Source organism: Ruegeria sp. HKCCD6426, assembly GCF_057221115.1.
Genome location: NZ_JBWVBF010000002.1, coordinates 837539 through 853694, shown reverse-complemented (window position 1 = coordinate 853694; position 16156 = coordinate 837539). Strand labels below are relative to the sequence as shown.

Annotated in this window: 18 protein-coding genes; 8 read left to right on the top strand and 10 right to left on the bottom strand. The window is 56.7% G+C overall.

From position 1 onward, the window contains the following. Positions 1-388: 388 nt before the first annotated feature. Positions 389-1585: a Zn-dependent hydrolase gene (locus AC2TDA_RS08785; RefSeq protein ID WP_480877241.1), complete on the bottom strand. Its 1197-nt coding sequence runs from the start codon at positions 1583-1585 to the stop codon at positions 389-391. 151 nt (positions 1586-1736) lie between these two features. Here AC2TDA_RS08785 and AC2TDA_RS08780 point away from each other — a divergent pair, with 151 nt between their 5' ends. Genes AC2TDA_RS08780 through AC2TDA_RS08760 form a run of 5 tightly spaced genes read left to right on the top strand, consistent with a single transcriptional unit; the run spans position 1737 to position 5507 of the window. Further along, positions 1737-2387 (top strand): histidine phosphatase family protein, encoded by a 651-nt coding sequence (locus AC2TDA_RS08780; RefSeq protein WP_480877244.1) that lies wholly within the window; start codon positions 1737-1739, stop codon positions 2385-2387. 18 nt (positions 2388-2405) lie between these two features. Continuing rightward, positions 2406-3020, top strand: coding sequence for a glutathione S-transferase family protein (locus AC2TDA_RS08775; protein ID WP_480877247.1), 615 nt, complete (start codon positions 2406-2408; stop codon positions 3018-3020). 14 nt (positions 3021-3034) lie between these two features. After that, on the top strand, positions 3035-4081 hold the full coding sequence (locus AC2TDA_RS08770) for a saccharopine dehydrogenase (protein WP_480877250.1): 1047 nt from the start codon (positions 3035-3037) through the stop codon (positions 4079-4081). Between the two features lie 12 nt (positions 4082-4093). After that, the gene (locus tag AC2TDA_RS08765) at positions 4094-4342 is read left to right on the top strand and encodes a SemiSWEET family sugar transporter (RefSeq protein ID WP_480845463.1); all 249 of its coding nucleotides are present in this window, start codon (positions 4094-4096) and stop codon (positions 4340-4342) included. A 22-nt stretch (positions 4343-4364) separates the two neighbouring features. Next, positions 4365-5507 carry a saccharopine dehydrogenase family protein gene (locus AC2TDA_RS08760; protein ID WP_480877253.1) on the top strand — a complete coding sequence of 381 codons (1143 nt, stop codon included), beginning with the start codon at positions 4365-4367 and terminating at the stop codon, positions 5505-5507. Between the two features lie 37 nt (positions 5508-5544). On the opposite strand, the gene AC2TDA_RS08755 is transcribed toward AC2TDA_RS08760, so the two are convergent. The 5 genes from AC2TDA_RS08755 to AC2TDA_RS08735 form a co-directional block, all read right to left on the bottom strand. After that, positions 5545-6654 (bottom strand): hypothetical protein, encoded by a 1110-nt coding sequence (locus AC2TDA_RS08755; RefSeq protein WP_480877256.1) that lies wholly within the window; start codon positions 6652-6654, stop codon positions 5545-5547. A gap of 144 nt (positions 6655-6798) precedes the next feature. Beyond that, entirely contained in the window at positions 6799-6999 is a 201-nt protein-coding gene (locus tag AC2TDA_RS08750) for a DUF1127 domain-containing protein (protein ID WP_480845460.1), read from the bottom strand. A gap of 48 nt (positions 7000-7047) precedes the next feature. Then, the gene (locus AC2TDA_RS08745; RefSeq protein WP_480845458.1) at positions 7048-7281 is read right to left on the bottom strand and encodes a DUF1127 domain-containing protein; all 234 of its coding nucleotides are present in this window, start codon (positions 7279-7281) and stop codon (positions 7048-7050) included. Positions 7282-7495: 214 nt separating this feature from the next. Then, the gene (locus AC2TDA_RS08740; protein WP_480845456.1) at positions 7496-7813 is read right to left on the bottom strand and encodes a DUF3775 domain-containing protein; all 318 of its coding nucleotides are present in this window, start codon (positions 7811-7813) and stop codon (positions 7496-7498) included. An 86-nt stretch (positions 7814-7899) separates the two neighbouring features. Further along, positions 7900-8670, bottom strand: coding sequence for a DUF1365 domain-containing protein (locus tag AC2TDA_RS08735; protein ID WP_480845455.1), 771 nt, complete (start codon positions 8668-8670; stop codon positions 7900-7902). Positions 8671-8819: 149 nt separating this feature from the next. Between AC2TDA_RS08735 and AC2TDA_RS08730 the strand changes: the two genes are divergently transcribed. From AC2TDA_RS08730 to AC2TDA_RS08720, 3 genes are read left to right on the top strand one after another with little or no spacing between them, the layout of a single operon-like run. Next, a complete protein-coding gene (locus AC2TDA_RS08730) occupies positions 8820-9476 on the top strand; it encodes a sigma-70 family RNA polymerase sigma factor (RefSeq protein WP_480878093.1) in 657 nt (218 codons plus the stop codon). Between the two features lie 10 nt (positions 9477-9486). Beyond that, a complete protein-coding gene (locus tag AC2TDA_RS08725; protein WP_480877259.1) occupies positions 9487-10137 on the top strand; it encodes a ChrR family anti-sigma-E factor in 651 nt (216 codons plus the stop codon). A gap of 54 nt (positions 10138-10191) precedes the next feature. Further along, on the top strand, positions 10192-10596 hold the full coding sequence (locus AC2TDA_RS08720) for a hypothetical protein (RefSeq protein WP_480877262.1): 405 nt from the start codon (positions 10192-10194) through the stop codon (positions 10594-10596). A 3-nt stretch (positions 10597-10599) separates the two neighbouring features. Here the strand turns inward: AC2TDA_RS08720 and AC2TDA_RS08715 are convergent, their stop codons facing one another. The 4 genes from AC2TDA_RS08715 to AC2TDA_RS08700 form a co-directional block, all read right to left on the bottom strand. After that, positions 10600-11829 carry a DNA recombination protein RmuC gene (locus AC2TDA_RS08715; protein ID WP_480877265.1) on the bottom strand — a complete coding sequence of 410 codons (1230 nt, stop codon included), beginning with the start codon at positions 11827-11829 and terminating at the stop codon, positions 10600-10602. 52 nt (positions 11830-11881) lie between these two features. After that, positions 11882-13741 (bottom strand): DNA mismatch repair endonuclease MutL, encoded by a 1860-nt coding sequence (gene mutL / locus AC2TDA_RS08710; protein ID WP_480877266.1) that lies wholly within the window; start codon positions 13739-13741, stop codon positions 11882-11884. 282 nt (positions 13742-14023) lie between these two features. Continuing rightward, the gene (locus tag AC2TDA_RS08705; protein ID WP_480845448.1) at positions 14024-14953 is read right to left on the bottom strand and encodes a metal ABC transporter permease; all 930 of its coding nucleotides are present in this window, start codon (positions 14951-14953) and stop codon (positions 14024-14026) included. After that, positions 14950-16155: a metal ABC transporter permease gene (locus tag AC2TDA_RS08700; protein WP_480877269.1), complete on the bottom strand. Its 1206-nt coding sequence runs from the start codon at positions 16153-16155 to the stop codon at positions 14950-14952. The genes AC2TDA_RS08705 and AC2TDA_RS08700 overlap by 4 nt, the downstream gene beginning before the upstream one ends. Position 16156 lies beyond the last annotated feature (1 nt).

Below are 16156 nucleotides of genomic sequence, written 5' to 3'. Positions count from 1 at the left end.
CCAACTCAACATGCAAGTCATACAACGGCGTGCGCTTCGGTGAACTCATATCGGCTACCTTTTCATTTTGGATGGTCAAAGGAATGAGCGTCAGTTTGAAGGATGCCGAGCATATTGCAATGGGCCCGTGACCCAGCACCCGCGCAGCGGTGAGGAATTCCTGGTTTTCGCAGCTCGACGGCGGTCATCGGCACTCACAAAATTGTCCCGGATCGGCTTGTATACGGATGCATGCATCAGAATAATTCCTATAGGAAACATTTTTCCGTTACGCAACATCTATGGGCCGGCCACTTGTTCTGACAGCATCGCACTACATGATGCTTTGCACACCACTTCGTGGTAGCAACCGATATTGCCTTTTCAAATCTGTATTTTGCCTGAACGTTTATCCGTCCGATCCGGATAACTTACCCACAGCATGATCCAACGCGCGCAATCCTGCGACCAGATCGGCCTCGGCAGTATCCTCGGCGAAGTCATGGCTGATTCCACCGATTGAAGGCACAAACAACATTGCCACCGGCATTAACCGAGAGACGTTGGTCGCATCATGCAGCGCCCCAGATGGCATCAGCCGCCATTTGCCAGGGGCGACCATTTCTGCCCCGACTTCCAACGCGTGACGCAAGGTGGAGTCCATCGAAACCGGCTCTAATCCCAACATCCTTCCAAAGTGCAGCTCTATGTCAATTTGCTCGGCCACTTCCCGTGCTGTAGTGCGGATGATGTCTTCCATACGCTCAAGACGCCCGGCATCGCCGTCGCGCCATTGCATCGAGAACCGAACCCGACCCGGCACGATGGACGACGCGTTTGGATGCAAGTCGACCCGGCCTATTGTCCATACGGTCTGCGGCGTGACGACATTCCGAAACCTGTCATTAATCTTTGTATTGAATAGCGACATGGCCTGAAGCGCGTCGCGACGAAGGTGCATAGGCGTCGTGCCCGCATGGTTTTGCTGGCCGTCAAATTCAATGACCATATCCCGGATGCCCACGATATCTGTCACGACACCAAGTTGTTCACCTTGCACATCCAGCGAAGGGCCCTGTTCGATGTGCATTTCGACAAATCCACTGAACTGGGCAGGATCGACAAAACCTTGTGCCAAGTCTGCCATGGATGACCGCGCGGTGGCAAAGCTGACGCCTGTGGCATCCGTCAACACGTCTGCCTTCTCCAGGGGCAAACCGCCGGACCAGACGGCCGATCCGGTTGTGACTCCAAACCGGCCTTCTTCGTCCTGGAAACTCACGACCGAGATTGGGCGGTCGCTGGAACGGGCGACCTCAAGCGCGGCAATGACCCCCAGCGCACCGTCCAGCCACCCGCCCTCGGGCTGGCTGTCTGAATGGGAGCCCATCAGAAGAGACGGCCCCGGTGCCAAGCCAAACAGGTTGCCCACGGGATCGAAATGCGGTTGCAGACCGGCCTCTGCCATCTGTTCGGCCAACCAGTGGCGCGACGCGATATCAGCGGCGGAATATGCCGGGCGTACTACGCCTTTTCCTACACCCGAAGCCCCGAACGTGCGCAGCTTGTGCAGGTCAGCCAGAAATCGGTTTTCGTCAATGGCCATTGCATCCCTCATCCCTGATGTTTCGGCTGACCATAGCGTAACGACGCCAGCCGCATACAGTCCTGAAATCAGATTTTTGTGCGACGGCGGCGAAACACCTCTGGCCCAAGCCAGGAACCTGCCCTAAGACTTCGACGCAAGAGGGATCATCATGTCGCATATCACACTGGTGCGTCACGGGCAGGCCAACACGGCCGCGCGGGACGAAGCAAACTATGACAAGCTCAGCGAACTGGGGCATCAGCAGGCGCGCTGGCTGGGCGCCCACCTGCGGGACACGCGCGCCCACCATCCGCGAGTCTATTGCGGTACGCTGACGCGGCACCTGGAAACTGCGGCGAGCATGGGCCTGTCCGATCCGGTCTGTGACGCCCGCCTGAACGAGATCGAGTATTTCACTCTGGCGGAGCTGTTTCAGCAGCAACACGGGGTCGAGATCCCTACAGATCGCGAAGGGTTTGTCGAGCATCTTCCCAGAACCTTTGCCACCTGGGCCGACGGCAAAATAAAGGACACGCCCGAGACTTTTGAGCAATTCGAATCCCGCGTCTCTGACGCGTTACACGACATCGGAACCGAAGGCGGGCCAGCGATCATCGTCACGTCTGGCGGGTTGATCTCGATGGTTGTGCGGCAGGCAATGGGGCTGGACATCCCTTCGATGGCGCGCGTGGCCCTTGCCATCATGAACACGTCGATGCATCGTCTGCACCCGATTGGCACACAGCTGAGTCCGGTTCTGTTCAATGCCGTTCCGCATCTTGAAACCCCTGACCGGCACTTCGCTCAGACCCACTTGTAACCATTCGGAGGCCTCCTGATGCAGCTATATTATGCCCCCCGCACGATTTCGGTCGCTGTTGCGATTGCGTTAGAAGAGGCCGGGCTGGATTACGAGGCGATCCGCCTGGACTTTGCCGAGGGTGAACAGACAAAACCGGCCTATAAACAGATCAATCCAAAAGGTCGGGTCCCGGCGCTGGTAGTAGATGGCGGCATATTGACCGAGACTGGTGCACTGTTGGACTACATCGCAGCAGTTGCTCCGCAAGCCGGGCTTATCCCGGATGATCCGGTCATGGCGGCCCGAATGCGCGAGGTGATGTACTATCTGGCCTCCACCATGCATGTGAATCATGCCCATAAGCTGCGGGGGCATCGCTGGGCTGATAAGAAAACCAGCTGGAAGGATATGTCTGGCAAGGTCCCTCAGACGATGACGGCGTGCTGCGAATACATCATTTCGAATGGCTTGCGTGGTCCGCTTGTGCTGGGCGAGACGTTCTCGCTGGCAGACGCCTATCTCTACGTTGTCTGCAGCTGGTTGGAAGGTGACGGCGTCGATGTCTCGGCCTTTCCAAAAATTCTTGCCTTTCGCGAGGCGATGGAGGCACGCGTCTCGGTTCAGTCGGTCCGTACCGCTGGAATGCTCTGACAAAAGGAAATTCGATGACACATCTCTGGGTCCGGGCAGAACAGCGCCCGAACGAGGAACGGGTCGGCCTGACCCCCAAAGGCGCCGCCGCCCTGATCGAAGCCGGCATTCAAGTGACTGTCGAGGAAAGTTCTGTCCGCGCAATCCCGATCGACGGCTACAGGGATGCAGGCTGCGAAATCGCACCCGAAAACGCGTGGCCGAACGCCCCGGCTGAAGCAATCATCTTCGGGTTAAAGGAACTACCTGAAGACGGAACACCGCTGTCCCACCGCCACATTATGTTTGGACATGCTTACAAAGGGCAACACTCGGGCCGCGCTTTGCTGGAACGTTTCCAGGCCGGAGGCGGCACGCTTTACGATCTGGAATATCTCGTGGATGAGGATGGACGTAGGGTCGCCGCCTTTGGGTATTGGGCGGGTTATGCCGGTGCTGCTGTGACGCTCAAGACATGGGCGGCACAGCAACGCGGCGAAGAATGTCCTCCGGTCGGCGTGTATCCGAGCCAGAATGCACTGAATGCGGAACTGCTGTCAGAACTGGACGACACCGGGGTTGAGCGGCCTCGTGCCATAGTCATAGGCGCATTGGGCCGCGTGGGCACAGGTGCTGCCGATCTGTGCGAAGCGATGGGTATCAATGTTACCAAATGGGATATGGCCGAAACCGCCAGCGGCGGCCCTTTTCCAGAAATCCTGGACCACGACCTGTTCCTGAACTGCATCTTCGCGCGCCCTGGTACCCCGGTTTTTGTCCCACATGAGGCGCTGACTGCGCCCCGCGCGCTGACCGCCATCGGCGATGTCGCCTGCGATCCGGACAGCGACTACAATCCGGTTCCAGTCTACGATCGGGCCACGACCTGGAACCATCCTGCCTTGCGCGTTGCAACCGATCCCGTGATGGATGTGATGGCCATCGACAATCTGCCCTCGATGCTGCCTGTGGAAAGCTCCGAGGATTATGCCGCGCAGCTTTTGCCTTCGCTGCAAACACTCACGGATATCGAACACGGCGTGTGGGGACGTGCGCGGAACGAGTTTCGCAAACATGTTTAGGCAAGGTCACCCATGGAACATCTGATTGGAGGTGCGGCTGCCGTCCTGGGAACCGTCTGCTGGTTGCCGCAGACCCTGAAGACCTGGCGCAGCCGCGAAACCAAGGACCTGTCTTTACCGGCAAATCTGCTGATCCTGACGACACTTACCTTGTGGCTGGTCTATGGGCTGATGATCGCAGCGTGGCCGCTGATCCTTGGAAATGTGATATCGATCCTTCTCGTCGGCGCGATCGTGACTGCAAAACTGAAATTCGGCTGAAGAGCTGGAAAGGAGCAAACGAATGACCATCCATTGGTGCGGAACCGGCTTGTCAGCCATCCCCGGCTTACGCCGGCTTATTGAAAAAGGCCACAAGGTCACCGTTTGGAACCGGACTGTCGAAAAGGCCAAAGCCGAGATCGGCGACCTGACCGACGACATACACGCCTTCGACATCGACGCCCTGGGTGCGGTTCTGGCAAAAGGCGACGTGATCGTTTCGATGTTGCCGGGCGATTGGCACGTGCCGTTGGCTGAACTTGCCATTTCCAAAGAGGCGAATTTCGTTTCGTCTTCATACATCGCGCCAGAGATGCGCGCGCTGGATGACAAGGCCCGCGAAGCTGGCGTGGTGCTGGTCAATGAGGTTGGGTTGGACCCGGGCATTGATCACCTGATGGCCCACGCGTTGATCGACGATTATCGCGCCTCGGACGCATTCGACGCGCAAAACCACCTGAGTTTCATCTCGTACTGCGGGGGCATCCCCAAGCATCCCAATCCGTTCCGCTATAAATTCAGCTGGTCACCGTTGGGCGTACTTAAAGCCCTACGGTCACCGTCGAAGTCCATTCGCGATTATGCTCCGCTGGATGTCGCGCGCCCCTGGGATGCGATCAGCAGTTATGTCGCTCCGTTGCCGGCACCCGAAAGTTTCGAGGTCTATCCAAATCGCGACTCACTGCCCTTCATGCAGCAATACCACTTTGAGCAGCATTGGCCGGTAAAGGAATTCGTCCGGGGGACTCTGCGCCTGAACGGTTGGGCAGACGCATGGTCAGATGTGTTCCGTGAAATCGAAACATTATCCGGCCCCGACGGCGACGCCCGACTGAAAGAGATGTCGGATCAGTTCTGGGACGAGAACGCCTATGACGAGGGCGAGCCCGACCGCGTAGTTCTATGCGTGGGCCTGAAAGCCGAGAAAGAAGGCGTAGAGGTTTGGCACAAAACCTATGTCATGGATGCCTGGGGCGACGCGCGCGGCACCGCCATGGCCCGTCTGGTTTCGATTCCGGTTTCATTGGCGGTTGAGGCGGTCCTGAATCGCGCCATCCCGGCAGGCGTTCACGCAGCACCCAGCGATCCGAAACTGGTGCAGGGCTGGATGGCTGAGATCGACAAGCTGGCGCAGCATTTGCAGATCGTCGATCATACCAACTAAATTAAGTGAAACCGCTCTGTTTGTGAACAAAGCGGCCTCACTTGTTCAAGGTCGCGTATGCCAGATCGATAAGGTTTCGGCGTAACTCCGGGGTAAAGAAAACTTCGTTCGCCATCCTTTTGTCCTCTGGATCGACATCCATTTGAAAGTTGTAGAATTCGCCATCAGCGAAGCAATCGAACACGCGGTCGGTCACTATGATCTCATGAGGGTTCTCTATGGGGTCTCCGACGTCAGCACCACGAACAGCTACAAGATAGTTCGATGCTGCGGTCACAGCACCGTTACGCTCTTCCTGCAAAAAATATTCTAAAGCAGTCTCATAACCATAGCGCTCCCGGTAAAACTCTTTCGCCTTTGGATACAGCTTTTCGGTCTCAGAAACCGCATCTTCACAACTCAATTCCGAGTAATTTTTCCGACGCTCTGGAAACAACGCGGGGCACGCCGGCCCCAGAATCCGACAATTCCAAAGGAACACTCGCTTGGTTTCGTGATCATCCAAATCAGATACCACTCTGTCACGCAACTCTATAGCTTGGTTCACAAATGCCGCGTGCGTTTTCGGGAATCGCTTATCGTTCCGAACCAACTTCAAGGCTTCTTGAAAATGCAACTCCTTAACAACTTCCTCGGGGGTAACTGACTGGGCGGCAATTTCATCGACGGCCTCATACAATTTTAGTGCGAACAATTGTTTGTACTTCGATCGCTTATTTCTCCAAGTGTTTGGCGGACGCTGAAAAGCTTCCACACTCACTTGCATCATGCCAGCTTCATCGCCCGCCTGTTGAAGAACTTTTGCCTTCCAAGACCAAGGCACAAAACTATCAGGCGTCTCTGCGATCGCCAAATCAGCTTCTTCCAGCGCGGCATCCCAATCCTGTTGCATCATATGGATGCGCATCTTGTTGCGGTACATCAATGAACGTCTCTCTGGTGTCCACGCCATCCATGTCAGCAAAGTATCGCAGGCCGACACTGCTTGCTGTGGTGTCTTCACTCCCAAACTGCAGGAAACAACCAGATCTTGATTTTTCTTGCCAAGGAAAACGGCAGGCGCAATCGCCACAACCGCAAGCACAGCCAGCACGCGAACAATTGAAGCACGACGTTTCCCAGCTGTTTCAGAAGAGTGAGCGTTCACCAAATCAACCTAAAGTAATTTCAGGCCAACCTAGCCACAAGCAATCAGGTAAGTCCAGAGTGCTGCGGCGAACAGAAAAGCCACCCTGCTATCGCGGGATGGCTTTCCAATTCATGCAGTTGCGTATTAAGCTGGCACCGAACCTTAGATATACTGCGCGATGATAGCTTCGACGTCAGTGCGATTGATGCCAAGCTCGGACAATTCATGGTCCGATAAACGGTTCAATTCCTGAGCAGCGCACACGATATCCTGACTGATCGCGCGCATGCGCATCGCCCGGTCAAACAACAGCAATGCACTGCTTGTGACGTCTTTTTCGTTCGTGGATATTGTATCGAACATAGTATTAACCTCGCTATCTAACCACAATGAAAGCTCCGCTTGTAGGTGTCAGGCCTGCTGTCGCAAAGGTTGATTGTGATACACACTGTGAAAGGCGCGGCGATGGATTTGGTCGCGCGGGACGCCGATGTCCTCCAACTGCCGGTCAGTCAACCTGTTCAGCCTTTGGACCGTCTGCGAGTAGATCCTGCGGCGAAAATGTTCGACTTTCTTCTCGGCGTAACCAGAGAGCAGGCCCGCAAAAAAGCCGTTCTGGGTATTGGTTGTTTGTACGAGTTCCATGTCATTCTCCCTTTTGTCCGATTTCAGTTGCGTTCTGATATCTGATAAAGGAGCTCCCCATTAACGAATGAGGGACGACATATTAAGATTGATTTATGGTTTTAGTCAGAAATGCAAAGTCACGGAATTGCGGCTATTAAACCAATGGTAGTCGCAGAACACGAGACGGTGGGCACAGGCGTTCGGACGGATTAATCCAACGCCTGAGCAAAGATCACATCAGATCGTTTTCGACATCCTCAGCGGATATGCCCAACGCATCCAAGCCATTCTCAAGATGGTCCGACATATGCGGTGTACCGATCAGATAGTCGGCGCACGGGGTTGAAGCCTCGGACCTGGCGGTGGCGATCGCCTCGGCCAGGTCTTCGGCGAAAAAGCTTTCGCGGCCGATCCACATGACTGCCACCAATTCGGCCTGCTCGTCTTCGCTCATCCGGTCGACAAAGGCGCGCAATTCGCCCTCGGCCCGGTTCAGTTCGCGCCCCATCATGGCGACCTGTGCGATTTTTCTTGCCGAGATTTCCAGCATCTGTCCCAACTCCTGTGTTCGCGGTTCAGATTAAACACAAACACCGTTGGCGACGCCCGTCTTTGATCTTACGCAAGAAATATATGTCAGCGACGCGCGCGTGAAATTGCTTTTTTGGGGACCGGAGCGGTGCGAAACGGTCGAAAAGTTGCCTTTTTGAACCACAGCTTAACCGCCTGATAGTGGATCAATAGTACTGCGCGACGCGCACCGAATGGGCGCCGAAGCAGAGACCACAGGATCGTTCGATTGGTCATCCGCTGGCGCGACCCGGTCAGGGTCGCGATTAAACCGCCCCGCTCGCGGCCATAGTCGATCCACACGCCAACACGCTCTGGGCGGTAATCAAACCGGAACGTGTAGGTGCCCTCGATTTTCTGAAACGGTGAGACATGCAGCAACTTGTCGGCGACAATGCGATCCGTTGGTTCGATCCTGGACATATCCGGCTTGTGGCACAGGTAGCTGTGTCTTGTGCCATAGGTGTTCGTTACTTCGGCCACAACGGCGTAAAGCTGGTCCTGTCCATCAAAGCAAAACCAGAAACTGACCGGATTGAAGACATGTCCCAAAACCCTGGGTTGGGTCAGCAACATCAATCGAACTGGCTGCGGAAACGCGAGGGCATCGAAGCGCTCACGCAACCAAACGGCGCCGCGGCCCAGTTTCGGTTTGCCCCCGTGGTCAATGTCGCGCCAATTGGTCAGGTTTGCGCGGTTGACTGAAAACAGCGTCGGAGTATCCGGCCGTGTCTCGGGGTTTAGAAGAATATAGTCGATGGAATAGCGAAAAGCGTTTTCTACTGAGCCCTTGCGCCCGTGGTACGTATGAGCAGCAATATGATCTACCTCAGTCATTAAACTGCTACTCCCTATCCGCGAGCATACTGTTCATTCACATTCGTTTCCGCATCTTGTTACCTCTCATAATACGGAATCCAGTAGTGTCCGGATCAAAAAACACCGGTCAAAGTGATCCGGCTTGGGTGTCGCCGCGTATTGTTGTTATGTTTACCGAGATCGACACAGTGACTCTGGACGACCCTGCGCCGCTTTCCGGCACGGACAAACCCCGGATCGCAAGGAAACGCATCAAGGGTAAACCGGTGAACGGAGCAAAAAACAGTTGCGGCACCAAAACTGAGTGGGTGAACCACATCAAGCGCATCCGAGATGCGCAAGATCAATCGGCGTTTGCCGAGCTGTTCCAGCACTTCGCACCTCGAATCAAGGCATTCTTGATGAAATCAGGGTCCGACGCAGCACTGGCTGAGGAATGTGCGCAAGAGGTCATGGCGACCTTATGGCACAAAGCACACCTGTTTGACCCTTCGCGCGCGACGGTGGCCACATGGGTGTTCACGATAGCGCGAAACAAGCGTATTGACGTTCTGCGCAAGCAACGCCGCCCCGAACCCGAGGATTTGAGCTGGGGTCCGGAGGCCGAGCCGGATCAGGAAGACGTTGTCGCCTTGCGACAAGAAACCACGCAGCTGCGCAGCGCCTTAAAGGCGTTGCCCGATGCCCAAAGACAACTGATCGAAAAAGCCTATTTCGGGGATCTGAGTCATCGGGAGATTGCGTCTCAAACCGGATTGCCGCTGGGCACGATCAAGTCACGAATAAGATTGGCGCTGGATCGCTTGCGCCACGCGATGAACTGAGATGATAACGATGGAACACAGCATCAGACATCACCTGACGGACGACCTGCTGATGGCCTATGCCGCCGGCAACCTGCCCGAGGCGTTCGACCTGATTGTCGCAACACATATATCCTTGTGCGACCAATGCCGCGCGCAGGCCGAGAGCTTTGATGCCGTGGGCGGGCAGGTTCTTGAGGAACAAGTGGACACGGCGCGCATGGGTCCGGAATCGCTTGCCGCTACCATGGCTCTGATCGCACAGGGCGCTCCGTCAGCGAAATCGCCACGAACTTCCTGTCCTGTACTACCTGGACCGCTGCAGGATTATGTCGGCGGAGACGTGAATGCGATCCGATGGAAACCCGTTGGCATGGGCGTCAAACAGGCCATCCTGCCCACCACGCGCGAGGCGACAGCCCGGTTGCTGTTCATCCCGGCTGGTGCCGCCGTCCCGGATCACGGACATAACGGCATCGAACTGACAATGGTGTTGCAGGGTGCCTTCTCGGATGAGGTTGACCATTTCGCACGCGGTGATGTCGAAATAGCCGATGAAGATCTGGAACATACCCCTATTGCCGATATGACCGAGGATTGCATTTGTCTGGCCGTGACCGACGCGCCGCTGAAATTCACCAAGCTGATGCCGCGATTGTTCCAACCATTTCTACGTATCTGAGTTGGGATCATGTCGTCGGAAACAAACCGTATACTTGGCACACGGAGATCGGCAATGATCAGAAGTTTTATGCTTGGATTTTCCCTGCTGACCGCAAGTACCATGGCCACGGCACAGATGACGGCTGACGTGAAATTCCAACCCGGCAATTTCGGAACGATGGTCAATGGCGCGATCACCGGTGACGAATACTTCGACTATAAGCTGGGTGCGAAAGCCGGTCAGGAGATGTTTGCCGAGCTGCAGGTCAGCGATACCAACGGCAATGGCGTGATCTATTTCAACATCCTGCCGCCTGACAGTGATGGCACCGCGATCTACGTCGGTTCGATCAACGGCAACACAGCGCGTATTGATCTGCCCGAGGACGGAGACTACACGATCCGCGTCTATCTGATGGGTAATGACCGTGATACTGGCAAGACAGTCGGATATTATCTGGACCTGTCGATCCAGTAGGCCTCAGCCTTCGGTCTTGCCCAAAGGGACGACATTGGAATGATCGTCCGGAGCAAGTTCTTCAAAATCGAAATTATCCAGCCGCTGCGCCCTGCGGCCAGCCTTTTCTGCGCTGATTTTGATTTCCGAAATATCCTTGGCCGCCTGCCCGAAATGGCGGTCCAGGTTTCCGACGCGATCCCCAAGGCGTTCGACATCCTTATGCAACAATCCCAATTCCTTGCGGATTGCCCCTGCTTGTTCCCGCATCCGCGCATCTTTGAGAATCGCCCGCATCGTGTTCAACGTCGCCATGCAGGTGGTCGGCGAAACGATCCAGACACGTTTCGAGAAACTCTCTTGCACCAGCTCCGGGAATTTTGCGTGCAGCTCAGCATAAACCGCCTCGGACGGAAGAAACATCAGCGCACCATCGGCGGTTTCGCCGTCCAGGATGTACTTTTCTGAAATATCCGTGATGTGTTTTCGCACGGTGCTGCGGAACATCTGTACGGCCGCTTTCAGTTCCATATCGTTGGTCGATCCGATCAGGGCCTCATAGGCCTCGAGTGGGAATTTGCTATCAATTACGATCGGACCAGGAGGGTTGGGCAGATTGATCAGACAATCCGCGCGACGCCCATTCGACAACGTCGCCTGCAATTGAAAGCTGTCCGACGGCAGCGCCTTGGAAACGATATCATTCAGCTGAATCTCACCGAATGCACCCCGCGTCTGCTTGTTCGACAGGATATCCTGCAACGACAACACATCACCCGACAGTTTGGTGATATTGTCTTGCGCCTTGTCGATGGCGGCCAGTCGTTCCTGCAATTGGGTCAGCGAGGTCGCGGTTTGTTTCGAAGAGCCGTGCAGCGATTCCTTCATCCGTTCCTGCATCTCAGCCAGCGCCCGTGCGGACTTCATCGCATTGTCTGCCAGCCGGTCATTCATTTGCTGCTGAACCGATGACAGACGCGATTCCACGGTCTGAATCACTTGCACCTGCGCGTTGGCCTGCGTGTCCGAGACATGCTGCAACCCGCCGCGCAGCTGTTCCTGCCCTTGCCCCAACTGCTGCACATGCTGACCCAGATTGGACATCTGCCGCGCCAGCGGTTCAGCCATCCGGGCCGACCGATTGGCCGCACGCAATGACAGAAACAGCAAGACCAGGATCAGCAGGATTACCCCGCCCCCGATTAGGACCAGGGGGTCATTCAGAGTGTACTGTGTGCCTGCAATCTCGATCATCTTGCCTCGGGTGTTCTTGTTTTATTCTTCATAACCCCGTCGCGCCGCGGGATCAACTGCGCCCGAACAAACGTTCGATATCGCTCAGCTTCAGCTCGACATAGGTAGGCCGTCCATGGTTGCACTGGCCGGAATGGGGAGTTGCCTCCATCTCGCGCAACAGGGCGTTCATTTCTTCAGCGCGCATCCGGCGACCCGACCGGATCGAACCATGGCAGGCAACCCGGCTGAGGATTGCCTCGATCTGGGCTTGTACTGTCTGACTTTCGCCCTGATCGGTCAGTTCATCCAGAATATCCAGGATCATCGCGCGGGCATCGACCTCACCCAATATCGCCGGAGTCTCCCGCACGGCCACGGCACCGCCGCCGAATGCTTCGATGGTCAGACCAAGGCGAGACAGCTCCTCTGAAATTTGCATAAGGCGCGCGCAGTCGCCGTCAGACAGTTCAACGATCTCTGGGATCAATAGGGACTGCGCGGCGACACCAGTCTCGGCCATCTGGCGTTTGAGTTTTTCATAGACCAGACGCTCATGCGCGGCGTGCTGATCGACGATCACCATCCCATCGGCAGTTTGGGCGATGATATAGTTCTCATGCACTTGCCCGCGTGCAGCCCCCAGCGGAAGATCCTGCGGCTCGGGCACGTCGGGGGTAGGCGCGGTGACCGGCACCGGTTCGACAATCCGACCGCTGTAATCCTGTGACAATTCGGAAAAGCCCGGCGCCTGCGCCTGATAGGCTGCTTGGCGCGCTGTCGCAGAGGGGCGATCCATCTGATAAACCCGCGCCGGGCCGGTCGTTGCCGGTTCAGGACGCATCGCGCCCAAGGTGGCGTTGGCTACCGTCGAGGACGCCCGATGCCCTGCCTCGGCCAACACATGACGTAGGCTCGATACGATCAGTCCGCGCGCCACGCCCGGATCACGGAACCGCACCTCGGACTTTGCCGGGTGTACGTTCACATCCACCAGCGTCGGATCACAGTCAATGAACAGGGCTGCGGCCGGATGTCGGTCGCGGCTGAGAAAATCAAAATAGGCCGCCCGCAATGCCCCTGTCAGCATTTTGTCACGTACAGGTCGCCCATTGACGAACAAGTGTTGGGCCACCGCAGCGCCCCGCGAATAGGTCGGCAAGGCGGCGTAACCATACAGCCTGATCCCCTCGCGCGTGGCATCAATCTGCAAGGCGTTTTCGGCAAACTCACGCCCGAGGACACGGGCCAGACGGGCGTGCAGCGCATCAAACAGATCACCATTCTCGCGGTCAGCACGAAAAGTCACCCGCCCATCGCCGCCGCCCGAGACATCGCGGAGGGTGAAAGTAACCGCCGGCTCCGCCATGGCCAACCGCTTAACGGTGTCCGATATCGCCTGCGCCTCGGCACGGTCTGTGCGCATGAATTTGAGCCGCGCAGGCGTCGCAAAGAACAAGTCGCGCAGTTCCACCACCGTGCCAGCGCGCAGCGCCGCTGGTTTCACGGGTTGAACCTTGCCGCCAGCTACGTGGATTGAAGCGGCTTCCTCCCCCGGCACACGACTGGTGATAGTTAACCGCCCCACAGCCCCCAGAGACGGCAATGCTTCGCCTCGAAACCCGAAGGTGTGGATATTCAGAAGGTCGGAGCCGTCGATTTTCGAAGTGGCGTGGCGCGATAAGGCCAGGGCCAGATCGTCCCGGGCAATGCCACAGCCGTCATCGGTGACGCGTATGAGCGTCTTTCCCCCGTCAGAAATATCGATGGCGATCCGCGTAGCGCCTGCGTCAACGGCATTTTCAACCAGTTCCTTGACGGCGGATGCCGGGCGTTCCACAACTTCGCCCGCTGCAATCCGATTGATTGCAGCGTCGTCCAGTTGTCGGATAGCCGGGCGTTCTTGGCTGATATTGCGGTGTGTGTGCGCCATACCGCTAGACCTAGCACAGAACGGCGCGATTCTACCACCGGTTTGAAACGAGTTCTAATGGTCTAAACCAGGCGTCGTCCGGTCCGTCGTACAATATCGCCAAGCAGCGTGTCTTTGAGCACGAGGGACCGGACGGTCCGTGGTGAGTGGTTGTTAATTGATTAACATTTGAAGCAGCATTAGCACATAATCGTAAACAAAATTATGATTATGTCTACGTTGTTTCCAAATAAGCAAGGATTAGCCGATTCCCAATGGTACGGACTGCGGGATAACGCCAAGTCAGGTGGCGACCGGCGCGCCACCGCGGGTTCGGCATGGACCAAACATCGCGCACACCGCGAGAATCAAACCGGACATCGTCGCAATCATGCCTGCCGCACTGACCGCATCGGCCCCGCCCAGCCACAGAGGGCCGTACCCGGCCAGCACGTAGCCGGAAACTGCTGAAAGTATTGCGAACACTACGCTCCAGGCAATCTGCGCTTCAAGCCGATTGGTCATCATGCGTGCAGCGGCAGGTGGACAGATGAACATAGCAATCACAATGATCGAGCCCACCGCATCAAAAGCTGCAACCGCGGCAATAGCGGCGGTAATCACCAACGCCATGCCCAAAACACCTGTGCGAATTCCGATCGTACGAGCAAAACCTTCGTCAAAAGTCGAAATTTTGAGTGGTCGCCAAAATAGCCAGGTGAACAGGGTCACCCCGGCCAAGGTCAAGGCAATACGCGGTAGCTCGTTTGGCAGACCAGCCAGAGCCTGCGGATCCAGAAGCGAGGACCACCCTGTCGCGTCCAACCAGATCAGACTCTCTAGATTGCCATAGAGCGCATGCTCCACGTCAAGATGCACAGTCGAAGTATCGGTCTGCTCAAGCAGCAATACGCCCGCCGCGAACATTGCGGTAAAGACCACGCCCATTGCGGCACCCGGCTCGATCTGCCCAAGGCGTCGGATTGCTTCGATCAGCACGACAGCGACGACGGCGGCCCCGGCCGCACCCAGCATCATCGGCCAGGTGGAAATAGCTCCGGTCAGCAGGAAAGCCACCACGATGCCGGGCAGTACCACGTGGCTGATCGCATCGCCGATCAGAGCCTGTTTGCGCAGCACCAGAAAGTTACCGGGCAAAGCGCAGGCAATGGCTGCGAACGTTCCGATCAACAGAGGTGTCAGCGACAGCGGAACGAATTCTTCACCACTCATGTCGGAACTCCTTGAGGTCCACCGATCCGGCGGTCAATCTCGGCGATCTGGTCGCGGGTCAGAACGGTCTCGATATCGCGCAAACCGTCATAAAGCGCGGCAGTAGCCTCATGTGCCAGATCGGCGCGTACGACTTCCCAACGCCTTTCATCGCGCAGCGCTTTGGCGGCGCGTGCCTTGCCTGCCTCGGTCGCCACCCCGTCCGCGCGCACCATATCTGCGCGGCGCAATAGTCGCAGTGTCAGCGGTTCATAGATCTTTTGCCCCTGCGCGAGCGCCAGTAGCCCCTGCCGGATGTGAACTCTGCGCTGGAACTTCAGATGGTGCAGCAGGGCAGCCAAGACGCCCCGTACAGGTGCAAGAAAAATGGAAATCGCGAAGAAGGCAAAACTCACCAGAACGATAATTGGGCCAGTCGGAAGGTTCGGAGCCGAAGCCGAAAGGGACGCGCCAAGAAAGCCCGCCAGTCCGCCGGCCAAACCAGCCAGCAGAACGACACGGTCTGATCGATCCGACCAGAACCGGGCTGTAACAGGTGGAATGATCAGCAGAGCGACAATCAGGATCAGACCAACAATCTTCAGCCCCACTACGGTCACGGCCATGACCAATCCCATCATTGCAAGGTCGACCCGATGCACCGGCAATCCTCTTGCAGCAGCATATTCAGTATCAAAGGCAACCATTATCATCGGTCGACGCAGAATCATGACCAACAGCAAGGTTGCCGCCCCGCCGATGGCAATAATCATCGCGTCGGCCCAAAGCATCCCAGCGGTCGAACCCAACAGAAACCCTTCAAGCCCCGCCTGACGTCCGACACCCATAGTCTGGATAATCGTCAGCAGGACGATGCCCAGCCCGAAGAACACGGACAGTACAGCTCCGATAGCGGCGTCCTCGGCCAATCGAGTGTGACGGGTCAGCCAATTCATGCACAGCAATCCGATCCAGGCGGACACGGCCGACCCAGCCAGAAGACCAATCAGATTGCGCCCGTCGCCGCCAAAGGCGACCAGCACCATAAACGCAAGGCAAACACCCGGCAGCGTCGCGTGGCTGATGGCATCGCTGACCAAAGCGCGCTTGCGCAGAAACAGGAACGTCCCCGTCACGCCGGCGGACACACCTAATAAGGTCGCACCAATAGCGACCAGCGTGGCGTTATAGCCAAGCTGTAAAGTCAGAGCTTCCCAAAGCATG